Source organism: Duganella guangzhouensis, from assembly GCF_009674535.1.
Lineage (GTDB): Bacteria > Pseudomonadota > Gammaproteobacteria > Burkholderiales > Burkholderiaceae_D > Rugamonas > Rugamonas guangzhouensis.
The window spans coordinates 384974-397375 of the sequence record NZ_WKJK01000003.1 but is presented as its reverse complement, the minus strand read 5'-3'; the positions used below and the strand labels follow the sequence as shown (position 1 = coordinate 397375).

Genomic DNA, 12402 nt, shown 5'->3' with positions numbered 1-12402 from the left:
TGTTTCGATGGTGACTATAGGTAGCTTGCAATTGTAAAGCATCTGGCGTGATCAGGTCGCCCCGCCTAAGAGGGGGATCACTGGCGCGGCAGGGTGACGCTGACTTGCAGCCCGTGCGGCGCGCGGTCGCCCAGCGCCAGGCTGCCGCCGTGCGATTGGACGATGTCGCGCACGATGGCCAGCCCGAGTCCGACGTTGCCGCTGCGGCCGCCACGCGCCGGGTCCAGCATGACGAATGGTTCCAGCACGTCGGCGCGGCGCGCGGCGGGGATGCCGGGGCCGTCGTCGCATACCGCCACCACGATGTGCTCGGCGCCGACCGTGGCCATCACTTGCACCGTGTGGCCGAAGCGCAGCGCGTTGTCGATCAGGTTGCTGAACACGCGCTGGATCGCGTCCGGCCGGCAGAAGCAGCGGATCTGGGGCGGGCCGTGGTAGCTGATGGCGGCGCCGCCTTCCTCGTATTCGTCGCACAGGGTGGCGATCAGGGCGCCCAGGTCGAGCCATTCCTTGTGCTCCTGCTCGGCGCCGGTGCGCAGGAAGCCGAGCGCCGACACCACCATGCTTTGCATCAGGTCGAGGTCCTTGCGCAGCTTGTCGCGCATGGTGTCGCTGTGGTTGGTGTCGAGCTGCAGCCGCATCCGGGTCAGCGGGGTGCGCAGGTCGTGGCTGATGGCGGCCAGCATGCGGGTGCGGTTGCGCAGCGTGAGCGCGATGCGTTCCTGCATGATGTTGAAGGCGCGCGCGACGCGGCGGATTTCGTCCGGCCCCTGTTCGCTGATGGTGATGACGTCCATGTCGCGGCCGAAGGCGTCGGCCTTGTCGGCCAGCCGCGCCAGTGGCCGGATCACGCGCGCCAGCGCCCAGGCTGACATGCCGATCACGCCGGCGCACAGAAAGGTCAGGGCGGCGATGATCGGCAGTTTGAAGCCGGGCGGATGCAGGCCGGTGGCGTCCATCCGTACTTCCAGCCAGTAGTGGCCGATCGGCGCCAGCAGCTGGATGTTGCGGTCGGGGTCGCTGGCGTCGCAACCGTGCACGCTGGGCGTGGGGCCGTCCGGCAGGTCGGCCGCGAAGGCCTTGGAGAGTTCGACCGTGGCGCCGCTGGTCAGGGTGCACGGCACCGGGGCGGCGGTCAGGCGGAAGCTGATGCCGGCCTGGTCCTGGCTGGCGGCGACGGTGGCGCGCTGTTCTTCCGGGATGTGCTGCAGCACCCGCACCACGCTGGTGATACGGTAGGTCGGCTGCCACGGCCACGGCGGGTTGGCGGGGAAGAACAGCATGGCGACGAACAGGAAAAACGTCAGCAGCGAGGCGCAGGCGTTGATCAGCAGGATCTGGCCCAGCGTGCTGGCGAACAGGGAGGGCATCAGGCGCATGCGGGCGGCTTAGTGGCTGGCTTAGTTGAAGACGACGTCGGGCTGGAAGGCGTAGCCGTCGGCGCGGATGGTGCGGATGGTGTCTTCGTTGGCGCGCTCGCCAGCCAGTTTGCGGCGCAGCCGGCTGACCACCAGGTCGACCGAGCGAGCGGCGATCGGGAAGTTTTTGCCACGGGTCAGGCCGATCAGCGCTTCGCGCGACAGGATCTGGCGCGCGTGCTGGCAAAACACCAGCAGCAGGTCGGTTTCGGCGCCGGTCAGCGGGATGCGGACGCCGGACGGCGAGCGCACGAAGCGGCGGTAGGGGAAGAAGGTGTAGCCGGAGAATTGCATCGACAGTTCGGCCGGGGCGTCGCGTCCGGCGGCGCTGGCGGCCGCTGTGGCCGCCGCTGCGGCGGTGGCGGATTCTGGCGCGGCGCTGGCGGGACGGCGCAGCGCGGCGCGGATGCGCGCCAGCAGTTCGCGCAGGTCGAACGGTTTGGCGACATAGTCGTCGGCGCCCAGTTCGAGGCCGATCACTTTGTCGGTGGCTTCGGCCAGCGCGGTCAGCATGATGATGCGCGGGCCGTCGCTGGCGCGCAGGCGGCGGCACAGTTCCAGGCCGTCCATGCCGGGCAGCATCACGTCCAGCAGCGCCAGTTCGACGCTGTGCTGGGTTAGTAGTTGTAGCGCGGCTTCGGCGCTGGCGGCTTGGTGCACGCGGTAGCCTTTGCCTTCAAGGAAATCGGCCAGTGGGGCGCGGATTTCGGGGTCGTCTTCGACCAGCAGGATGGGGGTGGTGGTCATGTCTCGTGTTGGTTTGCTTGTTATGCCTGCAATTGTCCAACAAAACCGTCGACGATGGTTATGTCAATCCGGACACAATATTTCAATGTAACTATAAACCACTGATTTTATTGATTATTTTCATTCGCTCACTTATCTTTCGGCTCGTGCCGGCGGCTATGCCGGCCTTTGCGAAACAGGAGGATTGCGTGAGTAATGTTGTCATCATCGGCGCTGGCCATGCCGGCGTGGCTGCGGCGGCGGCCTTGCGCCAGTACGGCTACGGCGGCGCCGTGACCTTGATCGGCAACGAGGCCGAGTTGCCGTATCAGCGGCCGCCGTTGTCCAAGGGCTGGTTGCTGGGCAGCGTCGGGTTGGATGAGGTGCTGCTGCGTGGCGCCGATTTTTATGCCGAGCAGCAGATTACGCTGCGGCTGGGCTGCACCGTCAGCAGTATTGATCGCAGGAAGAAGTACGTGCATCTGAGTTCGGGCGAGCGGGTTGATTATGAGGCGCTGATTTTGGCCAGCGGCAGTCGCGCGATTCAGCCGGCAATCGCCGGCATCGCGCATGAGGGTGTGGTGTCGCTGCGCAGCGTGCGCGACGCCCAGAAGCTGCGCGCGCTGCTGACGGCACGCGCGGGGGGCGGACCGGGTACGGCGGCGTCTCCCGCATCGGCCGCGTCGCCGGCAGCGCCGACGTCGGCCGGGTTGCCGGCGGCGGGCGTGACCTTGGCCATCGTGGGGGCTGGCTATGTCGGGCTGGAGGTGGCGGCGTCGGCGCGCCAGTTGGGCGCGGAGGTGATTGTCATCGAGCGCGAGCCGCGTGTGCTGGCGCGGGTGGCGGCGCCGGCGATGTCGGCGTTTTTGATGGCCGAGCATGAGCGTCATGGCGTGCGCTTCGCGCTGGGCCGCGCGGTGGCCGCGATCGAGGCCGACGGCGGCCTGGTCAACGCGGTGGTGCTGGACAACGGCCGCCGACTGGCCGCCGACGCGGTGTTGATCGGTGTCGGCGGCACGCCCAACGATGCGCTGGCGCAGGCCGCCGGCTTGCGTTGCGATGGCGGCGTGCTGGTCGATCTGCAGGCGCGCACCGACGACCCGGCGATTTACGCGATCGGCGATGTCACGCGCCGGCCCATGCCGCTGTATGGCTGCCAGATGCGGCTTGAAAGCGTGCCCAACGCCACCGAGCAGGCGCGCCAGGCCGCTTGCGCCATCGTCGGCCGTGCGGCGCCGGCGCCGGAGGTGCCGTGGCAATGGTCGGACCAGTACGACTTGCGGATACAGATCGCCGGCCACGCGCTGGACGCCGATCAGCAGGTGGTGCGAGGCGACGTGGCGGCCGGCAAGTTCGCGATTTTCCATTTCAAGGGCGAGCAGTTGCGCGCGGTGGAGGCGGTTAACGCCACGCCGGAATTCATGGCCGGCCGCCAGTGGCTGGGCAAGCCGCTGCGCATTGACCGCGCGCGCCTGGCCGAGACGGCGATTCCGCTGCGCCAGCTGGCGGCCGCATAACACGATTCATTACAACAGGAGACAGCAGCACATGGTGCATATCACATTTATTCAGCCCGACGGCAGCAGCAAGAGCATGCAGGCGGTGGCCGGGCGTTCGCTGATGGAGGCGGCGGTGCGTCACAACGTGGCCGGCATCGCGGCCGAATGCGGCGGGTCGTGTTCGTGCGGCACTTGCCATGTGCACGTCGATCCGGCCTGGCAGGAGCGGCTGGGCGCGGCCGGCGGCGATGAGGCGGCCACGCTGGACTATGCCAGCAATCTGCAGCCTAACAGCCGGCTGGCGTGCCAGATCGTGGTGGGCGAGGCGCTGGACGGGCTGGTGGTCCGCGTTGCGGCCGCGGCGTAAGGAGGGGCTGAGCTTATGCGTACCGTTCACCGTATTCTGTCGATTTTCGCCGCGCTGCTGATGCTGTACCTGGGCGGCACCGGCACCCTGATCCAGCTGGAAGACCTGCGCGCGCTGCTGACGCACGCGCCGGAGCATGATCCGGTCATCCAGTCGATTGACGAGGGCCGTTATGGCAATGGCGATTTCCCCGCCATCTCGCAGCATGATCTGACCGCCGCCGCGCTGCCGGCGGCCACCGACTTCGGCGCCGCGTTCGAGGCGGTGCTAGCGGCGATGCACGCTGGCACGGCGCAGGCAACGCCGCCCAATTTTGTCGAAGTGCGCATGCTGGAGGGCCGGCTGGCCGGCCAGGTCAAGCACGGCAAGCAGGTGCGCGCCTATGACGTCGCCAGCGGCGCGGCCATGGCAACCACGCCGCAGGGCTGGATACCGATGCCGGATAGTCTGCGTCAGAGCACCAAGGAGTTGCATCGTTTCTGGAGCCGGCGCGATGTGCCGGGCGTCTATTTCGAGCTGGCCAGCGGCATTGTGTTGTGGGTGCTGCTGATTTCCGGCTACACCATGTATTACAAGCTGTGGAAGGCGCGTGCGCAAATGGGCCGCACGCAGGCGTTCTGGATGGGCGGCGAGCGTTGGCGCGCGCTGCACCGGGTGGTGGCGCTGGCCGCTTCGGTGTTCCTGTTGGCGGTGGCGTTTTCCGGCACTTTCCTCGGCTTCGAGAGCACTTATCACACCTTCGTCAAGATGGATTTCAACCATGATCCGACCACGCCGATGAGTGATCAGCAGGTGCGCTCGATGGCCGCCGTCACGCTGCGCGAGTTCCGCGCCGCCGAGCCTGAGACGCCGATCAAGGTGCTGCGGGTGCGCATTTACGGTGGCATGAAGCAGGGCTTGATCGTCACCGGCGGCGCCAGCACGCGTCAGCTAGTGTATGACACCGAGACTGGCCAGCCGGCCACCCTGGCCGAGCCGGGCTACCCGGTCAGCGGCTTCCCATTCGGCACCCAGATGCATGAGGACATCAAGCATTTCCACTCGGGCGATTTGTTTGGCCTGCCGGCGCGTTTCATGAATTTGCTGGCGGGGCTGGCGCTGATCTTCCTGTCCGGCTCGGGGGTTGCGATGTATGTGCAGCTGTGGCGTCGACGCGCGCAAAACGGCAAGCGCGCGTGGTTCTGGAAATAAAGGAGAGCAGATGAAGCGATTTACATGCATGCCAGGTTGGGCCGGTGCTGGTTTGCTGGCGTTGTCGGTGGCGCAGGGCGCGATGGCGGGCCAGTTGCTGGCGGGCGCGGCGCGGTTGCCGATCACGCCGCCGGCCAGCGATTTTCCGCAGCGCAGCGGCAATGAGAAACCGTTTGTCGGTGTGCACGACGAGGTGTATGTGCGGGCGCTGGCGCTGGATGATAGCGCCGGCCGGCGCGCGCTGCTGGTCAGTATGGAGGTGACCACGGTGCCGGAGCCGGCGCGCATGGTGGCCGCGATTGCGGAGGCTGCCGGCGTGCCGGCGGCCAGCGTGATGCTGCTGGCGACGCATACGCACAGTGAGCCGCTGGTGTTTTTCCATTCCGATCAGCCGGATGCGGTGCAGCGGCGTGGCATCGACCGTATCCGCGAGGCGGCGGCACAGGCGGCGCGGCAGGCGGTGTCGGCGTTGCAGCCGGCGCGGGTCAGCTTTGTGCGCGGTCAGGCGTTTGTCAACACCAACAACGGCGAGCAGGAGGGACGCAAGGATTGGTACGGCCCAGCCGGCGGCTCGGACAAGACGCTGGATGTGCTGCGGCTAACCAGCTTGTCCGGCCAGCCGCTGGCGCTGGTGATGAATTACGCCAATCATGCGGAGGTGATGTTCCGCAGCGTGACGCGCGATGGCGGTTATGAGGTGTCGGGTGATTTGCCGGGCGCGGTGTCGCGGCTGCTGGAGGCGCGGCAGGCGCCGGTGGTGTTGTTCACCAGCGCGGCCGAGGGCGATCAGCTGCCGCTGTTTAAGTCGCTGCAGCCGGAGGCGCAGCTGCCGGCCAGTGATCAGGGTGCGGGCGGCTGGGCTTTGCTCGATGTGCAGGCGCGCCGGCTGGCTGCGGCGGCGATCGATACGCTGGCGGGGGCACCAGCCGGTGAGGCCGAGGTGCGCTTGCAGACGGCGGCGGCGGCGGTCAGCTGTCCGGGTCAGCGCTACCGCGTCGATCGCGCCACGCGGCAGGTGCTGGGTGTGGATGCGACCGGGCCGGTGACGATACCAATGGCGCTGTTGCGCATCAATGACATCGTGCTGGCGGGCGTTGGCGCCGACATCGCCAGCGATATCGGGCAGACGCTGAAGGCGGGTTCGCCGGCGGCGCGCACTTCGCTGCTGACCATGCTTGCAGGCTCGGTCGGCTATGTGCTGAACGATGCGGCCTATGCGCAGCCCACCCACGGTGTGATGGGCTCGCCGGTGAGGCCGGGCTGCGCCCCGGCGGCGCTGGCCGGCGGCTTGCGGCAATTGCTGGCGCCGGCGGCTGGTGACGCGCGCTAGGCGCTGAGGTCCGGCTGGTGCTGGCTCATTGTTTGTTGCAGCGCTCCAGCGCTTCGAAGATGGCCATGCCGGCCAGCATCGCCAGCACGAACAGCAGCGCCGGCTGGCCGCCAGTGGTGAGCGAGGTCAGCGCCGGGCCGGGGCAGTAGCCGGCCAGTCCCCAGCCGATGCCGAACAGCAGGCTGCCGCCGATCAGGCGGCGGTCGATCACGCGGCTGGTTGGCAGTTGCATGGTATCGCCCAGCAGCGCATGGCTGCGGCGGCGCGCCAGCGCGAACGCCGGCAGCGCGACGCCGATGGCGCCGGCCATCACCAGTGCCAACGATGGGTCCCAGGCGCCGGCCAAATCGAGAAAGCCGAGTACTTTGGCCGGGTTGGTCATGCCGGCCAAGATCAGACCGATACCGAACAGCAGGCCGGTCAGGCCGGCGACGATGATGTGCATGTGGCGCTCCTCAATGCATCAGGTGGCGGATGATAAACACAGTGGCAAACCCGGCCAGCATGAAGGCGAGGGTGGCCGCCAGCGAGCGTGGCGACAGGCGCGACAGCCCACAGACGCCGTGGCCGCTGGTGCAGCCGGCGCCATAGCGGGTGCCGATGCCGACCACCAGTCCGGCCAGTAGCAGGGTGGTTGTGCTGGCATCGACCTGCGCCGGCGGCAGCGGCAGCGGGGCGAACTGCTGGTAGAGCAGCGGCGCCGCGATCAGGCCGCCGATGAAGGCGAGGCGCCAGCCGATGTCGCCGCCGCGTGGCCGTAATAGCCCGCCGAGGATGCCGCTGATGCCGGCGATGCGGCCGTTGAACAGTACGAACGCCGCCGAGGCGAGGCCGATCAGTACGCCACCAGCCAATGCTGACCAGGGGGTGAAGTGTGTCCAGTCTATCGTCATTACTTTTCTCCGTAGGGGCGCATCAGCGGCGCTGGCACCGCCGCGTCATGCGCAACGCGCTCAGTTTAAGCGCTGCGGCTGCGTTTGTGGCGGCGGCCGCGCCGGGATTTCTTTTTGCCGGTGGCCGCCGGGGCCGGGGCCAAGGTTGGTGCCGAGGCCGGCACCGAGGCTGGTGCTGGCGCGACTGCCGGCGGCGCCGCCACTGCACGCGGCGCCGCTCCGTTGCTAGCTTTGTCCTGGGGCTTGGCCTTGGCATCGGTGGCGGCGTCGGCGTCCGTACTGAACAGGCTTGCGGTTGCGGCTTTTTGCAGGGCGCGGCATTCGTCGGCCAATACCCATTGCGGGCTGCCGGGGAAGCGCAGCCAGACGGCTTTCCAGGCGTTGCGGTTGCCGCTGCCGCGCAGGTTGGCAAAAGCCGACGGCGAGATGCTTTGGCCGTCGCATTGGATCTCGCTGCCTTCGACCGACGCAAAGTAGGGCTGGCGGCGGAAGCTGGCGCGCAGGCGCGTACCGGCGGGAAGAAACACTTGCTTCCATTGGTAGCCGATGTCCGAGCGCGTAGCCGCTTCCTGCACCGGCGGAGCCGGCTTCATATAGGCGCGGATGGCGGCGGCGATGTGCGGCTCCTGTTCCCAGCTGGACCAGAAATTGCCGGTGAATTCAGCGAGCTCTTCGAGCACATCGCCCGGAATGCGCATGGGGAAGGTGCCTTTACTCATGGTGGGGGTCTCCGAAAAAGGGGTTTTACTAAAATCCGCTACCTGCTACCAGGCAGCGCTATCCAACTCTATCAATTACTAAATCGCCGAACCGGCGTAGTAATGATTAGAGTCGGATTAGCGGAAGTTAGTTCCGTCTATCGAAGGGTATTAATGTATCGAGCGTTTTAGTAAAACGCCCGAATACGACACCCCCACCACATATACTCCCCGGCTTAGCGCGCCGGCAGCACGGTGCCGGCGACGGCGCCGAAGCCGATGCGCGGCCGGCCCGGCTGGCGCGCCCAGCCACGCATTTCGATGGTATCGCCATCCTCCAGGAACACGCGTTGCTCGCCATTTGGCAGCGTCAACGGCTGTTTGCCGCCGGCGCTCAGCTCCAGCAGCGAACCGGCTTCCGAAGCATCCGGGCCGGACTGCGTGCCCGAGCCCAGCAGATCGCCGGCCCGCAGCGAGCAACCGTTGACAGTGTGATGCGCCAGCAATTGCGCCACGCTCCAATACGAGTGGCGGAAATTGGACAGCGACACCCGCGTCGGCGCCAGGCCATCGCGGCGCATGGCGGCGGTTTGCAGCAGCACTTCCAGCTCAACATCGAAACCACCGCTGGCGCGCAGCGCCGGATAATCGAGATAGGGCAGCGGCTGCGGATCGGCCGCATCGCGGGTCCACGCCGCGCGGTACGGCGCCAGCGCTTCCAGCGTCACGATCCAGGGCGAAATCGTGGTGGCGAAATTCTTCGACAGGAATGGCCCCAGCGGCTGATATTCCCATGCCTGCAGATCGCGCGCCGACCAATCGTTCAGCAGACACAGGCCAAACACATGTTGCTCGGCCTCGGCCACCGCGATCGGCGCGCCGGCCGCGTTGCCGCCGCCAACGAAGATGCCGACTTCCATTTCATAGTCCAGCCGCTTGCACGGGCCGAACGACGGCTCGACATCGTTGGGGCCACGGGTCTGGCCGCGCGGCCGCGCGAACTGCTGGCCCGAAACGCCGATGGTCGACGAGCGGCCGTGATAGCCGATCGGCACCCATTTGTAGTTGGGCAGCAGCGGATTATCCGGCCGGAACAGCTTGCCGACGGCGGTGGCGTGGTGCACCGACGTATAGAAATCGGTGTAGTCGCCGATCTGTGCCGGCACGGCGAATTCGGCTTCGGCCTGCGGCACCAGCAGTTCCTGGCGCGGCGTGGCATCGCCGCGCAACAGGCGCGACAGCGCCAAGCGCAGCGCCGACCAAGCCTGCGGCCCGGCATCCATCAGCGCGTTCAGCGACGACAGGGCGCCCAGTGCGGCGGCAGCGCGCGCGGCTGGCGCGGCGTCATCCAGCGCGTTGCCGATGGCGCCGAGATCGACGATCTGATCGCCAATCGCCACGCCGCCTCGGTATGCCTCATCGCGGCCGGCGCGGCGGAACAGGCAGAACGGCAAGTTCTGGAGCGGGAAATCAGTGTCCGCCGTGTTGGCGGATGCGACCCAGCTGCGCAGCGCCGGGTCGTGGGTTTCGTTCAGTTGCATGCTCATGCTTTCGGGTTGAAGTTGTGGGGGAAGCCCTGCCAGCACTGGTAGTAGTCAGGCTGCAGCTGCGGCGAGGCCAGCGCGTGCGCGGTGGGGCGGATCAACGCGATGGTCTCGAACATGAAGGCCATGGTGTTGTCCACCTTGTGCGGCACCGAGGTGTCGCTGGCGCTGGCCTTGTCGAAGGTTGGCGCGTCCGGGCCGTGGCCGCTCATGCAGTTGTGCAGACTGGCGCCGCCGGGCCGGAAGCCGCTCGACTTGGCGTCGTACTGGCCCTCGATCAGGCCCATGAATTCGCTGGCGACATTGCGGTGGAACCAGGGCGGGCGGAAAGTGTCCTCGGCCGCCAGCCAGCGCGGCGGGAAGATCACGAAGTCCAGCGTGTCGACGCCCGGCGTGTCGGACGGCGCGTGCAGCACCAGGAAGATCGACGGGTCCGGGTGGTCGTAGCTGATCGAGCCGATGGTGTTGAAGTGGCGCAGATCGTATTTGTAGGGCGCGTAGTTGCCGTGCCAGGCCACCACGTCCAGCGGCGAATGGCCGATGCGCGCGCTCCACAGGTTGCCGCCGAATTTGGCCAGCAGCTCGAACTCGCCTTCTTTGTCCTCATAGGCGGCGTGCGGGGTCAGGAAATCGCGCGGGTTGGCCAGACCGTTGGAGCCGATCGGCCCCAGGTCCGGCAGGCGCAGCAGCGCGCCAAAGTTTTCGCACAGATAGCCGCGCGCCGCGCCATCCGGCAGGCTGACCTGGAAGCGCACGCCGCGCGGGATCACGGCGATCTCCTGCGGTTCAAGCTCGATCACGCCCAGTTCGGTGGCCAGCCGCAGCCGGCCCTGTTGCGGCACGATCAGCAGCTCGGCGTCGGCGTTATAGAAATAGCGACCGTGCATGTCGCGGTTGGCGGCGTACAGGTGGATGGCGACACCGGCGTTGCCGGCCATCGTGACCCAGCCGTCTATGAAATCGGTCGGGGCGTCCGGCAGCGGCAGCGGGTCCCAGCGCAACTGGTTGGGCGGCGCCGCCAGCGCGCCGAAGTCGCTGACGATGCGGCCATTGCCGACCTGGCGGAACGGCTGGTGCATGGCGGCCGGGCGGATCCGGTACAGCCAGCTGCGCCGGTTATGCGCGCGCGGCGCAGTAAATGCGGTGCCGGACAGCTGCTCGGCATACAGGCCAAAGGGCGCGCGCTGCGGCGAATTGCGGTGCGCGGGCAGGGCACCGGGCAGCGCCTCGGTGGCGAATTCGTTGCCAAAGCCGGACTGATAACCGGCCGATGCTGGGTGGCTCACGGGGTCTCCTGATGAATCGAATATGCAGCAATGTAGTGCAGCCGGCCACACTTTGCGATATAAATACAAAAATGAAGACTATTTACAGTATGAATAATGGAATTGCGTGAGCTCGACCTCAACCTGCTGCTGGTATTCCGCGAAATCCACCGCGAGCGCCAGATCTCGGCCGCCGCGCGGCGCTTGCGGCTGACCCAGTCGGCGGTCAGCAACGCGCTGGCACGGCTGCGCGCCAGCACCGGCGACCAGCTGTTCGTGCGCACCGCCGACGGCATGCAGCCGACGCCCTACGCGGACAATATGGCCGAGCCGGTGGCGGCCGCGCTGGCGCAGCTGGAACTGGCGTTCCGGCCACCGCAAGCGTTCGCGCCCGCGCACACGGCGCGCCGCTTCACGCTGGCCATGACCGACGTCGGCGAAATGTACTTCATGCCGCGTCTGATCGCGCGCTGCGCCGCGCTGGCGCCGCAGGTGGAACTGGCCAGCGTGCGGCTGGGCGCGATCGACCTGCGCGCCGAGCTGGAGGCCGGCCGGGTCGACGTCGCGCTGGGCGCGTTCGAGGACGCGCCGGGCGCGTTGTTGCAACGCCGGCTGTTCCGCCAATCCTACGTCAACCTGTTCCGCGCCGGCCACGCGCTGGCCGAGGGCGCATTAACGGCGCCACGGCTGGCCGCCGCGCGCCACCTGATCGTCAGCGCCATGGACAGCCCCTACCACGGCATCAACGCCGCGCTGGCGGCGGCCGGAGTCGATCTGACGCGCGCCTTCAGCGTGCCGCATTTCGCCGCCGTACCCTACATCCTCAGCAGCACCGAACTGGTGGCGACGGTGCCGCTCAAGCTGGCCGAGCGCGCCGCCGCGCCATTCCAGCTGCGCTACGCCGACACCCCGCTGGCGCTGGCGCCGCTGCAGACCAATCTGTTCTGGCACCGGCGCTACCACCAGGACCAGGGCGGGCGCTGGTTGCGCGCGCTGCTGGTCGAGCTGTTCAGTGAATGAGGGCATGGCGGGCAGCCGTGCGCCAACGTACATACCGCCGCCGCCAGGCTGGCTAAGCTATCCAACATGCCTAAAAATGCCGACACAGCGGGGAGCGCGCATGAACCACTACACACCGCCGGGCAGCTTGCCGGGTAAATTCGGCCTGATCCACGGCGGCGGCCAACACCGGCCCGGTCGCGGCTGGAGCGCCGCGCCGCTGCGGCTGGTGGCGCGGCCGGACGCCCGCACCGCGCAAGTGATCGACTACGCGTTGCGCCTATACCACGCGCGCGGCCACCTGGAAGCGATCGACTACCTGGTCGAGGCCCAGGTGCCACTGCGCATCATCTCGCGCGTGTTGTGGCAGCCACGGCTGCGCCGCGTTACAAATTGAGTGTTCGATAAACGAACAGTGGGTTGATTATCGAACGTCGCTCCGATAAGCTGATTCAAACGGCGGATAAGCAGC

At 67.4% G+C, this 12402-nt stretch carries 13 protein-coding genes; 6 read left to right on the top strand and 7 right to left on the bottom strand.

Annotated features, from left to right (window positions below; translation table 11 throughout):
* Window positions 1-77 precede the first annotated feature (77 nt).
* Entirely contained in the window at window positions 78-1370 is a 1293-nt protein-coding gene (locus tag GJ699_RS07715; RefSeq protein ID WP_229261987.1) for an ATP-binding protein, read from the bottom strand.
* A 30-nt stretch (window positions 1371-1400) separates the two neighbouring features.
* Complete coding sequence (locus GJ699_RS07710) at window positions 1401-2165, bottom strand: response regulator transcription factor (protein ID WP_154374756.1); 765 nt, start codon at window positions 2163-2165, stop codon at window positions 1401-1403.
* Window positions 2166-2353: 188 nt separating this feature from the next.
* On the opposite strand from GJ699_RS07710, the gene GJ699_RS07705 reads away from it, so the two are divergent.
* From GJ699_RS07705 to GJ699_RS07690, 4 genes are read left to right on the top strand one after another with little or no spacing between them, the layout of a single operon-like run.
* Complete coding sequence (locus GJ699_RS07705) at window positions 2354-3661, top strand: NAD(P)/FAD-dependent oxidoreductase (protein WP_371867487.1); 1308 nt, start codon at window positions 2354-2356, stop codon at window positions 3659-3661.
* A 31-nt stretch (window positions 3662-3692) separates the two neighbouring features.
* Window positions 3693-4010, top strand: a complete 318-nt coding sequence (locus GJ699_RS07700) for a 2Fe-2S iron-sulfur cluster-binding protein (RefSeq protein WP_154374752.1) — start codon at window positions 3693-3695, stop codon at window positions 4008-4010.
* A gap of 15 nt (window positions 4011-4025) precedes the next feature.
* Window positions 4026-5201: a PepSY domain-containing protein gene (locus tag GJ699_RS07695; protein WP_154374750.1), complete on the top strand. Its 1176-nt coding sequence runs from the start codon at window positions 4026-4028 to the stop codon at window positions 5199-5201.
* A gap of 10 nt (window positions 5202-5211) precedes the next feature.
* A complete protein-coding gene (locus GJ699_RS07690; protein ID WP_154374748.1) occupies window positions 5212-6531 on the top strand; it encodes a hypothetical protein in 1320 nt (439 codons plus the stop codon).
* A gap of 25 nt (window positions 6532-6556) precedes the next feature.
* Here the strand turns inward: GJ699_RS07690 and GJ699_RS07685 are convergent, their stop codons facing one another.
* The 5 genes from GJ699_RS07685 to hmgA form a co-directional block, all read right to left on the bottom strand.
* Window positions 6557-6976 (bottom strand): YeeE/YedE family protein, encoded by a 420-nt coding sequence (locus GJ699_RS07685; RefSeq protein ID WP_154374745.1) that lies wholly within the window; start codon window positions 6974-6976, stop codon window positions 6557-6559.
* A 10-nt stretch (window positions 6977-6986) separates the two neighbouring features.
* Window positions 6987-7424 (bottom strand): YeeE/YedE family protein, encoded by a 438-nt coding sequence (locus tag GJ699_RS07680; RefSeq protein WP_154374743.1) that lies wholly within the window; start codon window positions 7422-7424, stop codon window positions 6987-6989.
* 65 nt (window positions 7425-7489) lie between these two features.
* Window positions 7490-8143: a hypothetical protein gene (locus GJ699_RS07675; RefSeq protein ID WP_154374741.1), complete on the bottom strand. Its 654-nt coding sequence runs from the start codon at window positions 8141-8143 to the stop codon at window positions 7490-7492.
* 215 nt (window positions 8144-8358) lie between these two features.
* The gene (gene fahA, locus GJ699_RS07670; protein ID WP_154374740.1) at window positions 8359-9669 is read right to left on the bottom strand and encodes a fumarylacetoacetase; all 1311 of its coding nucleotides are present in this window, start codon (window positions 9667-9669) and stop codon (window positions 8359-8361) included.
* Window positions 9666-10952, bottom strand: a complete 1287-nt coding sequence (gene hmgA, locus GJ699_RS07665; RefSeq protein ID WP_371867486.1) for a homogentisate 1,2-dioxygenase — start codon at window positions 10950-10952, stop codon at window positions 9666-9668. Before hmgA ends, fahA begins: the two co-directional genes overlap by 4 nt.
* Before the next feature lie 96 nt (window positions 10953-11048).
* Between hmgA and GJ699_RS07660 the strand changes: the two genes are divergently transcribed.
* Both GJ699_RS07660 and GJ699_RS07655 read left to right on the top strand, forming a co-directional pair.
* A complete protein-coding gene (locus GJ699_RS07660; protein WP_154374735.1) occupies window positions 11049-11951 on the top strand; it encodes a LysR family transcriptional regulator in 903 nt (300 codons plus the stop codon).
* A 100-nt stretch (window positions 11952-12051) separates the two neighbouring features.
* Window positions 12052-12327, top strand: coding sequence for a hypothetical protein (locus GJ699_RS07655; protein ID WP_154374733.1), 276 nt, complete (start codon window positions 12052-12054; stop codon window positions 12325-12327).
* Window positions 12328-12402: the final 75 nt, after the last annotated feature.

Bases quoted from the DNA above. Each gene is read 5' to 3' on its own strand.
- GJ699_RS07715 (WP_229261987.1), bottom strand. From the start codon at position 1,370: ATGCCCTCCCTGTTCGCCAGCACGCTGGGCCAGATCCTGCTGATCAAC.
- GJ699_RS07710 (WP_154374756.1), bottom strand. From the start codon at position 2,165: ATGACCACCACCCCCATCCTGCTGGTCGAAGACGACCCCGAAATCCGC.
- GJ699_RS07700 (WP_154374752.1), top strand. From the start codon at position 3,693: ATGGTGCATATCACATTTATTCAGCCCGACGGCAGCAGCAAGAGCATG.
- GJ699_RS07695 (WP_154374750.1), top strand. From the start codon at position 4,026: ATGCGTACCGTTCACCGTATTCTGTCGATTTTCGCCGCGCTGCTGATG.
- GJ699_RS07690 (WP_154374748.1), top strand. From the start codon at position 5,212: ATGAAGCGATTTACATGCATGCCAGGTTGGGCCGGTGCTGGTTTGCTG.
- GJ699_RS07685 (WP_154374745.1), bottom strand. From the start codon at position 6,976: ATGCACATCATCGTCGCCGGCCTGACCGGCCTGCTGTTCGGTATCGGT.
- GJ699_RS07680 (WP_154374743.1), bottom strand. From the start codon at position 7,424: ATGACGATAGACTGGACACACTTCACCCCCTGGTCAGCATTGGCTGGT.
- GJ699_RS07675 (WP_154374741.1), bottom strand. From the start codon at position 8,143: ATGAGTAAAGGCACCTTCCCCATGCGCATTCCGGGCGATGTGCTCGAA.
- fahA (WP_154374740.1), bottom strand. From the start codon at position 9,669: ATGAGCATGCAACTGAACGAAACCCACGACCCGGCGCTGCGCAGCTGG.
- GJ699_RS07660 (WP_154374735.1), top strand. From the start codon at position 11,049: ATGGAATTGCGTGAGCTCGACCTCAACCTGCTGCTGGTATTCCGCGAA.
- GJ699_RS07655 (WP_154374733.1), top strand. From the start codon at position 12,052: ATGAACCACTACACACCGCCGGGCAGCTTGCCGGGTAAATTCGGCCTG.